Origin of the sequence: Streptomyces sp. NPDC059002, from assembly GCF_042740435.1 — a bacterium.
Lineage (GTDB): Bacteria > Actinomycetota > Actinomycetes > Streptomycetales > Streptomycetaceae > Streptomyces.
Map to the genome: position 1 here is coordinate 21,442 of NZ_JBHYJI010000014.1, position 17,672 is coordinate 39,113.

At 72.1% G+C, this 17,672-nt stretch carries 14 protein-coding genes; 6 read left to right on the forward strand and 8 right to left on the reverse strand.

Features of this window, described 5'->3' with window-relative positions; all coding sequences use genetic code 11:
* Positions 1-83 precede the first annotated feature (83 nt).
* The 8 genes from ACFWZ2_RS15435 to rsmI all read right to left on the reverse strand — a co-directional run bounded on the left by ACFWZ2_RS15435 (position 84) and on the right by rsmI (position 9,319).
* On the reverse strand, positions 84-1,901 hold the full coding sequence (locus ACFWZ2_RS15435) for an ABC-F family ATP-binding cassette domain-containing protein (RefSeq protein ID WP_384545732.1): 1,818 nt from the start codon (positions 1,899-1,901) through the stop codon (positions 84-86).
* An 88-nt stretch (positions 1,902-1,989) separates the two neighbouring features.
* Positions 1,990-3,339 (reverse strand): acyltransferase, encoded by a 1,350-nt coding sequence (locus ACFWZ2_RS15440; protein WP_384545734.1) that lies wholly within the window; start codon positions 3,337-3,339, stop codon positions 1,990-1,992.
* 169 nt (positions 3,340-3,508) lie between these two features.
* The gene (locus tag ACFWZ2_RS15445; RefSeq protein ID WP_384545736.1) at positions 3,509-4,396 is read right to left on the reverse strand and encodes a 4-(cytidine 5'-diphospho)-2-C-methyl-D-erythritol kinase; all 888 of its coding nucleotides are present in this window, start codon (positions 4,394-4,396) and stop codon (positions 3,509-3,511) included.
* The gene (gene rsmA, locus ACFWZ2_RS15450; RefSeq protein ID WP_384545738.1) at positions 4,393-5,259 is read right to left on the reverse strand and encodes a 16S rRNA (adenine(1518)-N(6)/adenine(1519)-N(6))-dimethyltransferase RsmA; all 867 of its coding nucleotides are present in this window, start codon (positions 5,257-5,259) and stop codon (positions 4,393-4,395) included. Before rsmA ends, ACFWZ2_RS15445 begins: the two co-directional genes overlap by 4 nt.
* 82 nt (positions 5,260-5,341) lie before the next feature.
* Positions 5,342-6,733, reverse strand: a complete 1,392-nt coding sequence (locus ACFWZ2_RS15455; protein ID WP_384545739.1) for a ubiquitin-like domain-containing protein — start codon at positions 6,731-6,733, stop codon at positions 5,342-5,344.
* 135 nt (positions 6,734-6,868) lie between these two features.
* Positions 6,869-7,750: a TatD family hydrolase gene (locus tag ACFWZ2_RS15460; protein ID WP_384545741.1), complete on the reverse strand. Its 882-nt coding sequence runs from the start codon at positions 7,748-7,750 to the stop codon at positions 6,869-6,871.
* Between the two features lie 42 nt (positions 7,751-7,792).
* Positions 7,793-8,224 (reverse strand): hypothetical protein, encoded by a 432-nt coding sequence (locus ACFWZ2_RS15465; RefSeq protein ID WP_384545743.1) that lies wholly within the window; start codon positions 8,222-8,224, stop codon positions 7,793-7,795.
* Between the two features lie 198 nt (positions 8,225-8,422).
* Entirely contained in the window at positions 8,423-9,319 is an 897-nt protein-coding gene (gene rsmI, locus ACFWZ2_RS15470) for a 16S rRNA (cytidine(1402)-2'-O)-methyltransferase (protein WP_384545745.1), read from the reverse strand.
* Between the two features lie 62 nt (positions 9,320-9,381).
* Between rsmI and ACFWZ2_RS15475 the strand changes: the two genes are divergently transcribed.
* From ACFWZ2_RS15475 to ACFWZ2_RS15500, 6 genes are all read left to right on the forward strand, one after another.
* Entirely contained in the window at positions 9,382-11,124 is a 1,743-nt protein-coding gene (locus tag ACFWZ2_RS15475; protein ID WP_384545746.1) for a dolichyl-phosphate-mannose--protein mannosyltransferase, read from the forward strand.
* 143 nt (positions 11,125-11,267) lie between these two features.
* Positions 11,268-12,899 carry a penicillin-binding transpeptidase domain-containing protein gene (locus ACFWZ2_RS15480; protein WP_384545748.1) on the forward strand — a complete coding sequence of 544 codons (1,632 nt, stop codon included), beginning with the start codon at positions 11,268-11,270 and terminating at the stop codon, positions 12,897-12,899.
* 116 nt (positions 12,900-13,015) lie between these two features.
* Positions 13,016-14,728 (forward strand): penicillin-binding transpeptidase domain-containing protein, encoded by a 1,713-nt coding sequence (locus ACFWZ2_RS15485; protein ID WP_384545750.1) that lies wholly within the window; start codon positions 13,016-13,018, stop codon positions 14,726-14,728.
* 78 nt (positions 14,729-14,806) lie between these two features.
* Positions 14,807-15,304, forward strand: coding sequence for a YbaK/EbsC family protein (locus tag ACFWZ2_RS15490; RefSeq protein WP_384545752.1), 498 nt, complete (start codon positions 14,807-14,809; stop codon positions 15,302-15,304).
* The gene (locus ACFWZ2_RS15495) at positions 15,301-16,152 is read left to right on the forward strand and encodes an EamA family transporter (protein ID WP_384545754.1); all 852 of its coding nucleotides are present in this window, start codon (positions 15,301-15,303) and stop codon (positions 16,150-16,152) included. Before ACFWZ2_RS15490 ends, ACFWZ2_RS15495 begins: the two co-directional genes overlap by 4 nt.
* Positions 16,153-16,410: 258 nt before the next feature.
* Positions 16,411-17,667 (forward strand): MFS transporter, encoded by a 1,257-nt coding sequence (locus ACFWZ2_RS15500; protein ID WP_384545756.1) that lies wholly within the window; start codon positions 16,411-16,413, stop codon positions 17,665-17,667.
* Positions 17,668-17,672 lie beyond the last annotated feature (5 nt).

Here is a 17,672-nt window from a genome sequence, read left to right on the forward strand (position 1 = left end):
GTACCACACGGGGCCGGTCCTTCCCCTGTTCCCAAGGGAGGACCGGCCCGTGATGCGTCTGTTATCCGAGCTCCACGGGAGCTCTACGCGTCCTCCGCCAGCTCCAGCCAGCGCATTTCCAACTCCTCGCGCTCACCGATCAGTTCACGGAGCTCGGCGTCCAGTTTCGCCACCTTTTCGAAGTCCGTGGCGTTATCGGCGATTTGGGCGTGCAGCTTGGTCTCCTTCTCGGAGACCTTGTCCAGCTGCCGCTCGATCTTCTGGAGTTCCTTCTTCGCGGCACGCGCGTCGGCGGCCGAGACCGTCCTGGTCGCGGCGGACTGCGCCGGGGCGGCCTGCGCGGGCGCCGCGGCGACGGCGGACTCGGCCATCCGCTGCCTGCGCTCCAGATACTCGTCGATGCCGCGCGGCAGCATCCGCATCGTGGCGTCACCCAGAAGCGCGAACACCTTGTCCGTCGTGCGCTCGACGAAGAACCGGTCGTGGGAGATCACGACCATCGATCCGGGCCACCCGTCGAGGACGTCCTCCAGCTGCGTCAGCGTCTCGATGTCGAGATCGTTGGTCGGCTCGTCGAGGAACAGGACGTTCGGCTCGTCCATCAGGAGCCGCAGCAGCTGCAGCCTGCGCCGCTCACCGCCGGACAGATCGCCGACCGGCGTCCACTGCTTCTCCTTGTTGAACCCGAACGTCTCGCAGAGCTGCCCCGCGGTCATCTCCCGGCCCTTGCCGAGGTCGACGCGCTCGCGCACCTGCTGCACGGCCTCCAACACCCGCAGCGTCGGCTTCAGTTCGGCCACTTCCTGCGACAGATAGGCGAGCTTCACCGTCTTGCCGACGACGATCTTCCCGTCCGCGGGCTGTACGTCGCCCTCGCTGCGGGCGGCCTCGGCCATGGCACGGAGCAGCGAGGTCTTGCCCGCGCCGTTCACCCCGACCAGACCGATGCGGTCGCCCGGGCCGAGCTGCCAGGTCAGATGCTTGAGCAGCAGCTTGGGCCCGGCCTGGACGGACACGTCCTCCAGGTCGAACACGGTCTTGCCGAGCCGCGTCGTCGCGAACTTCATCAGCTCGCTGGTGTCCCGCGGCGGCGGCACGTCCGCGATCAGCTCATTGGCGGCCTCGATGCGGAACTTCGGCTTGCTGGTGCGGGCCGGGGCGCCACGGCGCAGCCAGGCGAGCTCCTTGCGCATCAGGTTCTGCCGCTTGGTCTCCTCGGTGGCGGCGATGCGCTCACGCTCCGCGCGCGCGAAGACGTAGTCGGAGTACCCGCCCTCGTACTCGAAGACGGACCCGCGCTGCACGTCCCACATGCGCGTGCACACCTGGTCGAGGAACCAGCGGTCGTGCGTGACGCACACCAGCGCCGAACGCCGCGTCCGCAGATGCCCGGCCAGCCACGAGATGCCCTCGACGTCGAGGTGGTTGGTCGGCTCGTCGAGCACGATCAGGTCCTGCTCGGCGATGAGCAGCTTGGCCAGCGCGATGCGCCGCCGCTCGCCACCGGACAGCGGGCCGATGACGGTGTCCAGGCCCTGCGGGAAGCCGGGCAGGTCGAGCCCGCCGAACAGCCCGGTGAGGACGTCGCGGATCTTGGCGCTGCCCGCCCACTCGTGGTCGGCGAGATCCCCGATGACCTCGTGCCGGACGGTGGCCTCGGGGTCGAGCGAGTCGTGCTGGGTGAGCACGCCGAGCCGCAGCCCGCCGTTGTGCGTGACGCGTCCGGTGTCCGCGTCCTCCAGCTTGGCGAGCATCCGGATCAGGGTGGTCTTGCCGTCGCCGTTGCGCCCGACGACACCGATCCTGTCCCCTTCGGACACGCCGAGTGAGACGCCGTCGAGCAGGGCACGGGTCCCGTACACCTTGCTGACTGCCTCGACATTGACCAGATTGACGGCCATTTCTCTCCTGACAGGGGGGATCGATCGATCCTCAAGCGTAGTCGCCCGCGGCGGCGGGCCTCAGGCCGATCCGGGGGTACCCGCCCGCTCACTCCTTGTGATGACGGGCCGCGCCCGCCCGCTCCACGAGGAGCCACCCCGCGAGCGCCATCCCCACCGCGACGGGCGCCGTGACATGGACGGCGATCAGCATCGCCGTACGCCCTTCGAGCAGGCCGCCGAAGCCGACCATGGAGAGGCCGAGCACGCCGAAGAGGCAGAGCGTGACGCCCACGGCGGCGGCAGGGCCCGAGAGCCCGGAGGGCGCGCCCGTACGGGCCGCCGCGGCGACCGGCCGTTCGAAGCGGCGGAAGGCCGCCACGAGCAGCCCCGTCAGCGCCGCGGCCGCCGCCATCCGCAGCGGGACCTGCGCCCACCACGCCGCCGACGCGGGCTCCGGCAGCGGTACGTCGAGGGCGAGCAGCACCCCGTACACCCCGAGCATCGCCGTGAGGTGCCAGAGGAACGCCGTCATCGAGATGCCGTTGGCGGCCACCACGCCGCGCCACACCTTCGGCCGCGCCAGCCACCTGGCCGCCGGGGAGCGCAGCAGCTCGACCGCGCCGACCAGCCACAGGCCGTGGCAGAGCAGGGCGAAGGTGGGCGGCGCCATGTTCGAGACGCGCTCGCCCGGCATGCCGACCATGGAGAGCGGATACGGGCCGAGGGCCACGAGCAGCGCGGCGCCGGTGAGGCCCGCGCCCGCCAGGACGTACGGCATCCGCAGGCTCAGCCGCCCGTCCGCGCGCAGGAAGCCGAGCTGGTGCACCGCGAGCCAGACGAAGGCGAAGTTCAGGAACTCGACGTACGGCACACCGAACGCGAAGCGCGCCACGTCCACCGCGCCCGCCGCCGCGACGAGCGCCCCGAACGCGCCCCAGCCCCACCGCTCGTGCAGCCGCAGCAGCGGCGGGGTGAAGGCGACCATCGCCAGATAGATGCCGATGAACCACAGCGGCTGGGCGACGAGCCGCAGCGCGACGTCGAGCAATCCGCCGCCCTGTCCGCCGAGTTGGAGGATCAGCGCGGCCGCGCCCCACACCCCGATGAACACCATGGTGGGCCGCAGCAGCCGCTGGAGCCGGGCCCGCAGGAAGGCCGAGTAGCCGGACGCGCCCGCTGACCTGCGGCTCAGCGAGCGGTACGACAGGGCGTGCGAGAAGCCGCCGACGAAGAAGAAGACGGGCATGATCTGCAGCGCCCAGGTGAGGAGTTGGAGCCCGGGCACGACGGCGAGCAGATTGCCGACCTCGGTGCGGCCGTCGTCGCCGACGGTCACGGCCGCCATCAGCCAGTGCCCGATCACGACCGTGCCGAGCGAGGCGACTCGCAGCAGGTCGATGTACCGGTCACGCCCGGCGGGCGTCTTCTCGGCCAGGTCCCGAACGCTTGATCCCATGTACGTACGGTCGCGCGTTGCCCCGCGGCGACGTCAGCGCCCGCGTACTCAGATGCGGATCTGAGTACGTGAGCCCTCCGCCGGAGGGGCCGCGCCATGCCGTCGGTCATCTGCCGCGCCGTCGTGGCCGGTCGCGCAGTTCCCCGCGCCCCTTCGGGGCACTGCCGTCTCAGAGAAGCGTGGCGCCCGCGGCAGGGGATTCCGCGACGCGTGCCGCTCGGCACACGCCGGAGGCGAGGAGCGCGTCCGCCACGCGCCGCGCGGAGGCGGCGTCCGCCGCGAGGAACGCGGTCGTCGGCCCGGACCCGGAGACCAGCGAGGCGAGGGCGCCCGCTTCGACGCCCGTGGCGAGGGTGTCGCGGAGCGAGGGGAACAGCGAAAGGGCCGCAGGCTGCAGGTCGTTGGAGAGCTCGGCCGCGAGCGCCTCGACGGCACCGTCGCGCAGGGCGGCGAGCAGGGCGGGCGAGGCCTCGGGGGCGGGAGCCACCGGGGTCAGCCGGTCGAACTCGCGGTACACAGCAGGCGTGGAGAGCCCGCCGTCGGCGACGGCGAACACCCAGTGGAAGGCGCCCCCGACCTCCACAGGCTCCAGCTTCTCGCCCCGCCCGGTGCCGAGCGCGGCGCCGCCGACCAGGCTGAACGGCACATCGCTGCCCAACTCGGCGCAGATGTCGAGGAGTTCGCTCCGGGACGCCCCGGTCCCCCACAGCGCGTCGCACGCCACCAGCGCACCGGCACCGTCCGCGCTGCCACCGGCCATGCCGCCCGCGACGGGAATGTCCTTGGCGATGTGGATGTGCACATCGGGCGCGATCCCGTACCGCGCGCCGAGCAGCTCGACGGCACGCGCCGCCAAGTTCGTACGGTCCAGGGGTACTTGATCGGATCCCGGCCCCTCGCAGGTCACCCGCAGCTCATCGGCCGCGGCGACCGTCACCTCGTCGTGGAGCCCGACGGCGAGGAACACATTGGCGAGGTCGTGAAAGCCGTCCGCACGCGCGGCGCCCACCGCCAGCTGCACATTGACCTTCGCGGGAACCCGCACCGTCACGCTCACGCGCCGGCCTCCTTGTGCTCGGCGATGCGCGCGAACTCCTCCACGGTCAGCGCCTCGCCGCGCGCCTGCGGCGAGACCCCGGCGGCGACCAGGGCGGCCTCCGCGGCGGCCGCGGACCCGGCCCATCCGGACAGGGCGGCCCGCAGGGTCTTCCTGCGCTGCGCGAAGGCGGCGTCGACGACGGCGAACACCTCGCGCTTGGAGGCACTGGTCTTCACCGGCTCCGCGCGCCGCACCAGCGAGACGAGCCCCGAGTCGACGTTGGGAGCGGGCCAGAACACGTTCCGGCCGATGGACCCCGCGCGCTTCACGTCGGCGTACCAGGCGGCCTTCACCGACGGCACCCCGTACACCCGCGACCCCGGCCCCGCGGCGAGCCGGTCGGCGACCTCGGCCTGCACCATCACGAGGGTGCGCTCGATGGTCGGGAAGGTGTCGAGCATGTGCAGCAGGACGGGCACGGCCACGTTGTACGGGAGGTTCGCGACCAGCGCGGTCGGCGCGGGCCCCGGCAGCTCGCCGACGAGCATGGCGTCGCTGTGCACGAGCGCGAAGGAGCCGGCCTTCTCCGGAAGCCGCGCCTGGATCGTCGCGGGCAGCGCCGCTGCCAGCACGTCGTCGATCTCGACCGCCGTGACGCGATCCGCGGTCTCCAGCAGGGCCAGCGTCAGCGACCCGAGGCCGGGGCCGACCTCGACGACGACGTCGTCGGGGCGGACCTCCGCGGTGCGGACGATGCGCCGGACGGTGTTGGCGTCGATGACGAAGTTCTGGCCGCGCTGCTTGGTCGGGCGTACGCCCAGGGCAGCGGCCAGCTCGCGGATGTCGGCGGGGCCGAGGAGGGCGCCGTGCTCAGTGCTCACCGCACCAAGGTTACGGGGGTCGGACCCCTGGGCCCGCACCGCGCTTCCCCACCCGCCCCGGGGTGGCGGCGGCGCCCGCGCCTCACCCGTGCAGGCGCGGCCCGCAGTGCGGCCAGGGGCTCGCGCCGCGCTGCACGTACAGCTTCTTCGCGCGGAAGGTCTGCTCGTGCGCCGGTGCGTCCTGCGGGCGCCCGGAGCCCCCGAGGCCCTGCCAGGTCCGCGTATCGAACTGGTACAGCCCGCCGTACGTCCCCGACCCGTCCACCGCGTCGGGCCGCCCGCCCGACTCGCAGTGCGCGAGCGACGACCAGTTGAGGCCGTCGGCCCCCGCCACCGACGTGGGCATCTGCTTCGTGCCGACCTTCACGATCTGCTTGCGCGGCTCCCGCACCACCTCGGCGCTGACCCGCTTCGGCTTCTGCTTGACGCCGTTGACCGTCCGCTGCGCGTACGTGACGCGCTTCGCGCCCTGCCGCCCGGCCTGCACCACTACCTCCGTGCCGCGGAAGAGCGACGCGTCCTCGGTCTTCTCCACGTCGAAGGCGATCGGCTCCTCGCGGACCTCCTTGGTGCCGGTGATCCGCATGACGGTCACCGTCTGCCCGTCGCGCGGGAAGCTGTCCGGGGCCACGGACGTCGAGTCCTGCCCGCGCAGGGTCACGCCGGACTCCGCGACGGCCTCCCGCACGGTCGCCGCGTTCGTACGGATGGTCCGCTCCCGGCCGTCCGCCATGATCGTGACGGTGCGTTCCGTGCGGACGTCGAGGTCGAGCCCGTCGCGGTCGATGCGCCGGCTGCGCGAGGCGGACAGGTGGGCGCCTTCCGCGCGGACCCCGAGCTGCCGCAGCGCCCCGTCGACGGTGTGCGCGGTCGTCCACACCTTGCGCCGCTCGCCGTCGAGGGTGAGGTGGACGGGCCTGCCGTAGCGGACGGCGATCTCGTCGCCGCTGGCGAGGGCGGTGCCGGAGGCGGGCGCCACGATGTCGTGGGCGCCGACGTCCACGCCTTCGTCGGCGAGGAGTTCACCGACGTCGTCGGCGAAGGTGTGCAGGGTGCGCGGCTTGCCGTCGACGCTGAGCTGGATCGCCTTGTCGTTGGCGACGAAGGCGGAGGTGCCGCCCGCGAGGAACGCCACGACGAGGGCCTGCGGCAGCAGGCGGCGCAGCGACTCGGGCCGGTCGGAGGTCTTCTTGCGGCGGGCGGCCCGCCGCGCCTCGGCCCGCCCTCCGGCGGGCACACCCGCGGCGGGAGAGCCCTCGGCCGCCCGCGGCCCCGACTGCCGGGCGGCGGAGGCGGAGGCGGGCGACTGCCGGGGGAACCGGCCATCGGCCCGGGCCTCGGCCGCGGCCTCGTAGGCGGGCCGGTACGTGTCCTGCCGCCCCTCGTCCCAGGCGTCGTACGGGGCGCCCCCCGCGGCATAGGGCGCGGCGTACGGCTCGTACGTCTCGTACGCCTCGTACTGCGAATTGCTCACGATGACGCTCCAGGGTTCCGGGCCGGGCGGACAGAACCTAGCGGAGCTCTCGTCACTCTCCAAAGCAGGGCGACTACGCTGTGTCGCTGCGTTGCCCTGGGGTGGCCCCCACCTGGGGGCTCTTGTCGTTATCGGTCAGTAATCAAAGGCGCGTGCCGTGTTCGACGAGATCGCCGTGGCCATGACGTCCTCGTCGATGCCGCGGACCTCGGCCATCGCGCGCAATGTGACCGGAATGAGATACGGCGCGTTGGGCCGTCCGCGGTAGGGAGCGGGCGTCAGGAAGGGCGCGTCGGTCTCCACGAGGACGAGTTCGAGGGGGGCGACGGCAAGGGCGTCCCGCAGGTGCTGCGCGTTCTTGAACGTCACGTTGCCCGCGAAGGACATGAAGTAGCCGTGTTCCGCGCAGATGTGGGCCATGGCGGCGTCGCCCGAGTAGCAGTGGAAGACGGTGCGCTCGGGGGCGCCCTCCTCCTTCAGGACGCGCAGCACATCGTCGTGCGCCTCGCGATCGTGGATGACGAGGGCCTTGCCGTGCCGCTTGGCGATCTCGATGTGGGCGCGGAAGGACCGCTCCTGGGCGGCCATGCCCTCGGGTCCGGTGCGGAAGTGGTCGAGGCCGGTCTCGCCGACGCCGCGGACGTGCGGCAGCGCCGCGAGCCGGTCGATCTCGGTGAGCGCCTCGTCGAGGGCGCCGTCGCCGCCCGCCGCGCGGGCCCCCTGCCGGGACCATCCGTCGGGGTCGCCGTGCACGATGCGGGGCGCCTCGTTCGGGTGGAGGGCGACGGCGGCGTGCACGCTGTCGTGCTCCGCCGCCGTGTCGGCCGCCCACTGGGATCCGCGTACGTCGCAGCCGACCTGTACGACCGTGGTGACGCCCACCGCGGCGGCCCTTGCGAGCCCCTCCGCCACCGTCCCCGCCTGCATGTCGAGGTGCGTGTGGGAGTCGGCGACCGCCACCCGGAGCGGTTCGGGCAGGGGCGGCGCGGCGTTCTTGTCGGCGTCGTTCGAAGGCATGCCCCGATCCTACGAAGGGCCCTGCCCTCCCGGCTCGGCCCCCTACTCGGCCCGGCGGTGCTGGAACGGATGCAGCAGGTCCGACAGATGCCAGTGGTGTTCCTTGCTGCGCGCCCGCTCCCGCTCGACGCTGGCGCGCGCCTTCGCCTCGACCTCCGCGGCCCCTTCGGCGCCGGGGGCGTCCGGCGTGTGGTGGCGCTGCATGAGACTGAGGACCGACGAGACCTGCCCCGCCCGCATGATCCGCACGACGTGGCCGCCGCAGTTCAGGCACGTGGGCCGGGTCAGCGGCGACGGCACATGCTGGCCGTCCGCCAGGTACATCACGAATTCCTGGCCCTTGGCGTCGATGTGGTGCTCTATTTCGTACGACTGTTCCCAGCCGTGTCCGCATCGCATACAAGCGAAGGCGTACGACTCATGAACGACATTGATCGCCGTGGTGTGATGGCCGGTGTCTGCGATCTCACTCATGCCAGCTGCTCCTCTTGCCCGAGGGACAAGCACTACCGGGGCCCGGGGTTCCGCCCGGACCGGAAGCGTGGGGACGGGTGCGTCCCTTCAACCAGTGGACGCCTTTCCCGGAGCGAGCGCATCAGACCTGTCGAGCATTGGAGCCGTTTTGGCCTTTCCTTAGGAAAAAGGCCTGGTGCCGGGCTCGCGCTTTGCCTTTTACGATAGTCCTTTGCTCTTCGATGGGTCGCCCCGATCCGCATTCTTTGCCGCGACGACCGCATCGAAGACCTCGCGCTTGGGAAGGCCCGCCTCCGCGGCGACGGCGGCGATCGCCTCCTTGCGCCGCTCCCCCGCCTCCTCCCGCACCCGCACCCTGCGCACCAGTTCGTCGGGGCCCAGTTCCGCGGCGCTCTTCTCGGGGGCGCCCTCGACGACGACGGTGATCTCGCCGCGCACGCCGTCCGCCGCCCACGCGGCGAGCTCCCCGAGCGAACCGCGCTTGACCTCTTCGTACGTCTTGGTCAGCTCGCGGCAGACCGCGGCCCTGCGCTCGCCGCCGAACGCCTCGGCCATCGCGGCGAGGGTGTCGTCGATGCGGTGCGGGGCCTCGAAGTAGACGAGCGTCCTGCGGTCCTCGGCGACCTCCTTCAGGCGCGAGAGCCGCTCGCCCGCCTTGCGCGGCAGGAAGCCCTCGAAGCAGAAGCGGTCGACGGGCAGGCCCGAGAGCGCGAGCGCGGTGAGCACCGCGGAGGGGCCCGGCACCGCGGTCACCCGCACATCGCGCTCCACGGCGGCCGCGACGAGGCGGTATCCGGGGTCGGAGACCGACGGCATCCCGGCGTCCGTGACGAGCAGCACGCGCGCGCCGCCCACCAGGGCCTCGACCAGCTCGGGCGTGCGCGCCGACTCGTTGCCCTCGAAGTACGAGACGACACGCCCGCCGATCTGTACGTCGAGCGCCTGGGTGAGCCTGCGCAGCCTGCGGGTGTCCTCGGCGGCGACGACGTCGGCCGAGGCCAGCTCGGCGGCGAGCCGCGGCGGCGCGTCGGCGACATCACCGATGGGAGTGCCTGCCAGCACCAGCGTTCCTGGGGAATCAGCGCTTCCTGTCACGGTTCCATCCTCGCAGGGACCAGGGACGGGACTCGCACAGCCTGGTTCCCTACGATGGCGCGGTGACCAGTACCGCGTCGTCATCCCCGGACACCCGCCAGGGCCAGACAGCCGAGGAGCAGCAGCCTTCCTGGCAGCGGCGGCTGCGCCGATTCGGCTACGTGGCGCGGCCCAGAGAGGACGTCGAGGCGCGGCTCGTGCCGCCGTACACGGAGCCGAGCCCCCGTCTGTGGCTGATGCTCGGTCTGCCGAGGACGACCGCGGACCGGGTGGTGCGGTGGTCCGGCTGGGTGGGTCCGCTGCTGATCACGCTCGTCGCCGGGGTGACCCGGTTCTGGAACCTCGGCAATCCGAAGGCCGTGATATTCGACGAGACGTACTACGCGAAGGACGCCTGGGCGCTCATCCACCGCGGCTTCGAGGTCAGCTGGCCCGACAAGATCAACGACGATGTGCTGCGGCAGGGCAGCGACATCGCGATCCCGCACGACGCGGCGTACGTGGTGCATCCGCCGGTCGGCAAGTACGTGATCGGCATCGGTGAATGGCTGTTCGGCTTCGATCCGTTCGGCTGGCGCTTCATGACGGCGGTGCTCGGCACCCTGTCGGTCCTGATGCTGTGCCGGATCGGGCGGCGCCTGTTCCGCTCGACGTTCCTCGGCTGCCTCGCGGGCGCGCTGCTCGCCATGGACGGCCTGCACTTCGTGATGAGCCGCACGGCGCTGCTCGACCAGGTCCTGATGTTCTTCGTGCTCGCCGCCTTCGGGTGCTTCCTGATCGACCGGGACAAGGCGCGCGCGAGACTGGCCGCCGCGCTGCCGACCGACGAGGACGGGCGGCTGCGCCCCGACGCGTATGTCGCGGAGACGGTGCGCCTGGGCTGGCGGCCCTGGCGGTGGGCGGCCGGGCTCTGCCTGGGTCTTGCCTTCGGCACCAAGTGGAACGGCCTGTACGTCATGGTCTTCCTCTGCCTGATGACGGTGTTCTGGGACGTCGGCGCGCGCCGGGTGGCCGGGGCGGTGCGGCCCTACCGCGCGGTCCTGAAGCGGGACGTGCTCCCCGCGTTCGTGTCGACGGTGCCGGTGGCGCTCTCCGTGTACGTGCTGTCCTGGATCGGCTGGATCCTCTCGCCGACCGACGGCTCGGGCGGCTACTACCGCAACTGGGCGGCGACCGACGGGCAGGGCGGCAGCTGGACCTGGCTGCCCGACTGGGTGCGCAGCCTCTGGCACTACGAACACGCGGTCTACAAGTTCCATGTGGGCCTGTCCTCGCCGCACACCTACCAGTCGAACCCGTGGAGCTGGATCGTCGACGGCCGCCCCGTCTCGTACTTCTACGAGTCGCCGCTGCCCGGCAAGGACGGCTGCCCGGCCGACACCACGGAGAAGTGCGCCCGCGAGGTCCTCGCGCTCGGCACCCCGCTGCTGTGGTGGGCGGCCGCCTTCGCGCTGCTCTACGTCCTGTGGCGGTGGCTGTTCCGCCGCGACTGGCGGGCGGGCGCGATCCTGTGCGGCGTCCTTGCGGGATATCTGCCCTGGTTCTTCTACCAGGAACGCACGATCTTCTACTTCTACGCGGTCGTCTTCGTGCCGTTCCTGTGTCTCGCGGTGGCGATGATGGTCGGCGCGATTCTCGGGCCGCCGGGATCGAGCGAGCGGCGCAGGATCGTGGGCGCCGCGGGTTCCGGCGTTCTCGTGCTGCTCATCTTCTGGAATTTCATCTACTTCTGGCCGATCTACACGGGCACCGCGATCCCCATTGATTCGTGGCGCTCTCGAATGTGGCTCGATACATGGGTGTAGCGGCTCAATGCACGGGTGCGACGGACACCTGATGGACACCTTCGGATAACAGCAGGATCACGCCCCACCTCCGCCCCCTTAGGGTTCAAGGCGAACACCTTCCCGGAACATATCGGGAAGGCTCCTGGGGAGGGGAGCGCATCATGCGCAAAGGAATAAAGGCCGTCGTGGTCGGCGGGGTCTTCACCGTCATGGTGGGGGGCGCCGGTTATGGCGCGTACAACTTGGTGAACGGCCTCAGTGGGGACGGCGGTTCGTCGGGGGCGGGGTCCTCGGCCGCGCGGACCGGGCCGCCCACGGAAGACGAGATACGCGAGGTGTCGCGGCAGTTCCTCACCGCCTGGGCCAAGGGGGACGCGGCGCAGGCCGCGGCGTACACGGACAACCGGGCGGCGGCCTCGCTCGCCCTGACCGGCTACCGCGAGGACGCGCACCTGACGAAGGTGAAGCTGACCCCGAAGGCGGCGAGCGGCGCGCGCGTGCCGTTCTCCGTGTCCGCCACCGTGTCGTACAAGGGCAGGAGCAAGCCCCTCGCGTACGAATCCGAACTGCGGATCGTCCGCGGCAAGACCACGGGGCGGGCGCTCGTCGACTGGTCGGAGGCGGTCGTGCACCCCTCCCTGAAGCGGGGCGACACCCTCGTGACCGGCGAGGCCGCGACGCCGCCCATCGAGGCGGTGGACCGCGCGGGCGTGGTCCTGACCAAGAAGGAGTACCCCTCGCTCGGCCCGGTCCTGGACCAGCTGCGCGCGAAGTACGGCGAGCAGGCGGGCGGGCAGCCGGGCATCGAGCTGTACGTCCGGCCCGCGGACGAGAACGCGGGCACCCGCACCCTGCTCACCCTCGCCAAGGGCAAGGCGGGCAAGCTGCCCACGACGCTCAGCGCGGGCGTGCAGAAGGCGGCGGAGCGCGCGGTCCTGCGGTACGGGGAGTCGTCCGTGGTGGCGGTGAAGCCGAGCACCGGCGAGATCCTCGCCCTCGCCAACCACCGCGAGGACGCCTTCAACGCGGCGCTCCAGGGCAAGGTGGCGCCCGGCTCGACCATGAAGATCCTCACGGCGGCGATGCTCATCGACAAGGGCATCACCAAGGCCGAGGGCGCCGCGCCCTGCCCCGACACCGCGACCTGGCAGAGCCAGACCTTCCACAACCTCAAGGGCATGGCCCCGAACGAGAACGCGACGCTCGCCGACAGCTTCGCGCGCTCCTGCAACACGTCCTTCGTGAAGCTGATCGACGAGGAGGGCCTGACCGACGCCTCGCTGACCGAGGAGGCGCAGCACAAGTTCGGCCTCGGCAGGGACGACTGGAAGGTCGGCGTCCCCTCCTTCGACGGCTCCGTCCCGGCGTCCGGCGGCCCCGACCGCGCGGCGAACGCCATCGGCCAGGGCCAGGTCCAGATGAGCCCGCTGACCATGGCGTCGGTCACCGCCACCGCGATGACGGGCACCTTCCGGCAGCCGGTGATCGTCCCGAAGTCCCTCGACGACCGCGACCTCGCCACCGCGGACGGCCTGCCCTCGTCCACCGTCGCGCAGCTGCGCCAGATGATGCACCGCACGGCGGTCAGCGGCACCGGTGTGCGCACCATGGCGGGGCTCGGCGGCGACATCGGCGCGAAGACCGGCTCCGCCGAGGTCGACGGCAGGGAGAAGTCCGACAGCTGGTTCACCGGCTACCGCGGCGATGTCGCGGCGGCCGCGATGACCCAGGAGGGCGGGCACGGCGGTGACGCCGCGGGGCCGATCGTGGCGGCGGTGCTGCGGGCGGGGTGATCGGCCGGCCGGAGCGTCGCCCGGCCAGGTGAAGAAGTGGTCAAGGGCTTCCCCGAGCGCCTCTATGGTGGCCTTCCGGTGAGGAGCCGGGGGTTCTGGGGAACTGCGGAGGGTTTGTGGGCAAGCGAAGGCGCGCCGTCGAGCGCAGAAGCGTCGGAATCAAGAACGTGAAGGTGCACCCGGGTGTGCTCGGCGGGGCCGCGGCCGTCGTCGTGTGCGCCGTCGGGGCCACCGCCTTCGCCCTGTCCGGCGGCTCGGGCTCCGGCCCTGACGGCCCCACGGTCGACGAGAAGCCGGTGGCCGCGGGCCCGCCGACGTCGGCCGAAGTGCGCGACACCGCGCGGGCGTTCCTCGCCGCCTGGTCGAAGGGCGACGCGGCGGGGGCGGCCGCGCTCACCGACGACCGGACGGCCGCGCGGAAGGCCCTGACCTCGTACGCCAAGGAGGGCCGCCTCACCGATGTGAAGCTGACGCCCGGCAGGCGGTCGGGCGCCGACGTGCCGTTCAAGGCCGCGGCCACGGTCTCGTACGAGGGAAAGAAGAAGCCCCTCGCCTACGACTCCGAACTCACCGTCGTCCGCAGGAAGAGCGACGGCAGGACGCTGGTCGGCTGGCGCCCCTCGGTGCTGCACCCGGAGCTGAAGGACGGCGACCGCCTGGTCACCGGTGAGGCGGGCGATCCACCGATCAAGGCGGTGGACCGCGACGGCGCCGAGCTGACGGCGGCGAAGTACCCCTCGCTCGCTACGGTGCTCGACGGGCTGCGCGAGAAGTACGGCAAGAAGGCGGGCGGCACGGCGGGCGTCGAGCTGCGGGTCGTGCGCGCGGACAGCGGCAAGAAGGGCGCGGCCGCGAAGAAGGACGACGCCAAGTCCACGCCCGACAAGACGCTCCTGACGCTCGCCCCCGGCACCCCGGGGACGCTGAAGACCACGATCAGCGCCCCGATGCAGGCCGCGGCCGAGCGCGAGACGGCCAAGCGGCAGCGGGCGTCCGTCGCCGTCGTCAAGCCGAGCACCGGCGAGATCCTGGCCGCCGCCAACTCCCGCCCCGGCGGCTTCAACACGGCGTTCCAGGGCTCGATCGCGCCCGGCTCCACGATGAAGGTCGTCAGCGCGTCGATGCTTCTGGAGAAGAAGCTGGCCGGGGTCGACAAGAAGCACCCGTGCCCCAAGTATGAGACGTACGGCGGCTGGAAGTTCCAGAACGACGACAAGTTCGAGATCAAGGGCGGCACGTTCCGGGCGAGCTTCGCGCGCTCCTGCAACACGGCCTTCATCAGCCAGGCCAAGAAGCTGCAGAACGACTCCCTGACCAAGCAGGCCCAGGAGGTCTTCGGCCTCGGCCGCGACAACTGGTCGATCGGCGTCCCGTCCTTCGACGGCGCGGTACCGGTGCAGAGCGACGCCCAGATGGCGGCCTCGCTCATCGGGCAGGGCGGCGTGCGGATGAACCCGCTGAACATGGCGTCGGTCTCGGCGACGGTGAAGTCCGGCACGTTCAAACAGCCGTACCTGGTCTCGCCCGACCTCGACCACCGCACGCTCGCGACCGCGTCGCGCAAGATGTCGGGCTCGACGCTCGCGGCGCTGCGCGACCTGATGCACTACACCGCGACCGCGGGGACGGCCGTGCGGCCCATGTCCGGGCTCGGCTCCGACACCGGCGCGAAGACCGGCTCCGCGGAGGTCGACGGCCAGAAGAAGCCCAACGGCTGGTTCACCGCCTACCGCGGTGACCTGGCCGCGGCGGCGGTCGTGCAGGAGGGCGGGCACGGCGGCGACTCGGCAGGGCCCGTGGTCCGGGCGATGCTGCTCGCCGGGGGCTGACGCCCGGGGTGAACACCCGTGTCCGGTATGCGGATACACGGTCGCGTGCCCCGTACACAGACCGCTAGCGTGCCGGACATGAGCGCTACTGAATCCTCCGCCCACCCCCGTTTCGCCGAGGCCCTGCAGGAACTGGGCCTCGGCGAACTCGTCTCCGAGGTCCGCCGCTTCCCCGAGCAGACCCGCACCGCGCAGGAGGCCGCCGCGGCCATCGGCTGCGAACTCAGCCAGATCTGCAAGTCACTGATCTTCGCGGCAGACGGAGTGCCGGTCCTGGTCCTGATGGACGGGGCGTCCCGCGTCGACCTCGAACTCGTGCGCAGGGAGCTGGGCGCCGAGAAGGTCACCCGCGCCAAGGCGGACGTCGTCCGGGCGACCACCGGATACGCGATCGGCGGCGTACCGCCCTTCGGCCACGCCACCAAGACCCGTGTCCTCGCCGACCGTTCACTGCTCGACCACGACGTGGTGTGGGCGGCGGCCGGCACGCCCTACGCGGTCTTCCCGATGGCGCCCAAGACGCTGGTCGCCCACGCGGGCGGCGCTCTGGTGGACGTGCGCGAGACCGCCAAGTGACCCCGCTGGTCGCGGCGGCCGTCCTGCTCGCCGCCGTCACCCATGCGAGCTGGAACGCGATCGCCCACCACATCACGGACAAACTGGTCGGCTTCACGCTCATATCCGGCGGCGGCACGCTGATCGGCCTGCTGCTCGCCCCCTTCGTCGCGATCCCCGCGGCGGGCGCCTGGCCCTATCTGATCCTGTCGGCCGCCCTCCACGTCGGCTACTACGCCCTGCTCATGAAGTCGTTCAAGCTCGGCGACTTCGGCCAGGCCTATCCGATCGCGCGCGGCACGGCGCCGCTGGTCGTCACCGTCCTCGCCGCCGTGTTCGCGGGCGAGATCCCCAACGGCTGGCAGGCGGCCGGCGTCGCGGTGTCCTGTGCGGGCCTGACCGGGCTCGCCCTGTGGGGCATCAGAGGCACGGGGCGCCGCCCCGACTGGGCGGCCATCGGCGCCGCGCTCGCCACCGGCGTCTCCATCGCCGCGTACACGGTCGTCGACGGCCTCGGCGTGCGCGCCTCGGGCTCCTCGATGGGGTACATCGCCTGGCTGATGATCCTGGAGGGCGTCGCCGTCCCCGTCTACGCCGCCTACCGCTGGCGGGGCGAACTGGCCGCGAAACTCCGCCCGTTCGCGGCCGTCGGCCTCCTCGGCTCGGCGCTCTCCGTCGCCGCGTACGGCCTGGTCCTGTGGGCCCAGACGAAGGCGGACCTGGCGCCGATCTCCGCGCTGCGGGAGTCCTCGATCATCGTCGGGGCGGCGATCGGAGCGGTCTTCTTCAAGGAGAGGTTCGGCACGCCGCGACTGCTCGCGGCGGGCCTGATGGTGGCAGGGATCGGGCTGATGCTGCACGCGGGGTGAGGAAGAGGAATACGACTCGCGCCCGGCGGGGGCGGCGGCTACCGTCGGAGCGGCCAGTGATCCGAGTGGTCCACGAGGAGCTGAGAGTCATACCCGGTCGCCCGGGCACGCGTTGACGTCGTAGGCCGGCATCGGCCCGTCATCGCGTGCCGTCCCTGAGACACGGCACAGCGAGCCCTCCCCTGCCTCGAATCCGCGCACGCCCGTGGGGTGCGTGCGGATCGGCGGGTCCTGCACTCGGCCGTCCAAGGGATCACCGTGCCGACCTCTCCCTCTCCCTCTTCGTCCGCTCCCTCCCTGTGGCGCGACCGCGACTTCCGCAGGCTCTGGGCCGGGCAGACCGTCTCCCAACTCGGCGAGCACACCGGCCTGATGGTCCTTCCGCTGATCGCCGTGCTGACCCTGGACGCCGACGCGGGACAGCTCGGCGCCCTGCGCGCCGTGGGCCAGGCACCGGTCCTGCTGCTCTCGCTCCTGGCCGGCGCGTGGGTGGACCGTTGGCGGACCCGTACGGTCATGGTCGTCGCGGACGCGGGGCGGGCGCTGGCGCTCGGCGGGGCCGCCGTGGCCTGTCTGTTCGGCGGCCCCGGACTGCCCACGCTGTGCGCACTCGCCTTCGCCGTCGGGGCGCTCTCGGTCTTCTTCGACGTGGCCTACCAGGCGTCTCTCGTACGGCTCGTGGACCGCACCCTGCTCGTGCCGGGCAACAGCGCGCTCGAAGGCAGCAGGTCCGCGGCGCAGATCGGCGGGCCCGCACTCGGCGGTGCGCTGGTGTCCGCCCTGTCCGCGGCGGCGGGCGCCGCGTCCGGTGCGGGGTTCTTCGCGCTGTCGTTCCTGTCGATCCGGCGGATGCGGCGCGACGAGCCGGTCCCCGGGCGGGCGCGGCGTGCCGCCCCCGTGGGGCGGCGGATCCGCGAGGGCGTGCGGTTCGTCGCGGGCGACGCGTCGCTGCGTACCGTGGGCCTCGCCTCCGCCGCCTTCCAGTTCTTCCTCGCGGCGACGATGACCTGCTATCTGCTGTTCCTGCCGCGCGCACTGCACCTCTCGGGCGCCGCCGTCGGCCTCGCGCTGGCGGCGACGGGCCCCGGCGCGCTGCTCGGCTCACTGCTCGCCGCCCGGCTCCCGCGCCGGTTCGGGCACGGCCCGGTGCTCGTGACCGCGGCGGCGGTCGGCGACGGCGCGCTGCTGTGCGTACCCGCGCTGCACGGCCCCTCCGGGGTGACGGTGCCCGCTCTCCTGGCGGTCAACTTCGTCTTCGGTACGTTCGGTCAGCTGGTCAACGTCACGGTCATGGCCGTGCGGCAGGCCGTCACCCCGGACGGGCTGCAGGGCCGGGTGGCCGCGACGATCACGTTCGCCGGGATGGGTCTCGCCCCGCTCGGCTCGCTGCTCGGCGGCCTCCTCGCGCAGGAGTGGGGCCTGCGCACCGGGCTCCTGGTCGCGGCATCCGGGATGCTGCTGTCGCCGGTCCTGATGGGCCTGTCGCCGCTGGCCCGCCTCGGCCGGTCGCTGTGAACGGC

Coding starts and splice junctions, on each gene's coding strand:
- ACFWZ2_RS15435 (WP_384545732.1), bottom strand. CDS start 1,901: ATGGCCGTCAATCTGGTCAATGTCGAGGCAGTCAGCAAGGTGTACGGG.
- ACFWZ2_RS15440 (WP_384545734.1), bottom strand. CDS start 3,339: ATGGGATCAAGCGTTCGGGACCTGGCCGAGAAGACGCCCGCCGGGCGT.
- ACFWZ2_RS15460 (WP_384545741.1), bottom strand. CDS start 7,750: ATGCCTTCGAACGACGCCGACAAGAACGCCGCGCCGCCCCTGCCCGAA.
- ACFWZ2_RS15465 (WP_384545743.1), bottom strand. CDS start 8,224: ATGAGTGAGATCGCAGACACCGGCCATCACACCACGGCGATCAATGTC.
- ACFWZ2_RS15480 (WP_384545748.1), top strand. CDS start 11,268: ATGCGCAAAGGAATAAAGGCCGTCGTGGTCGGCGGGGTCTTCACCGTC.
- ACFWZ2_RS15490 (WP_384545752.1), top strand. CDS start 14,807: ATGAGCGCTACTGAATCCTCCGCCCACCCCCGTTTCGCCGAGGCCCTG.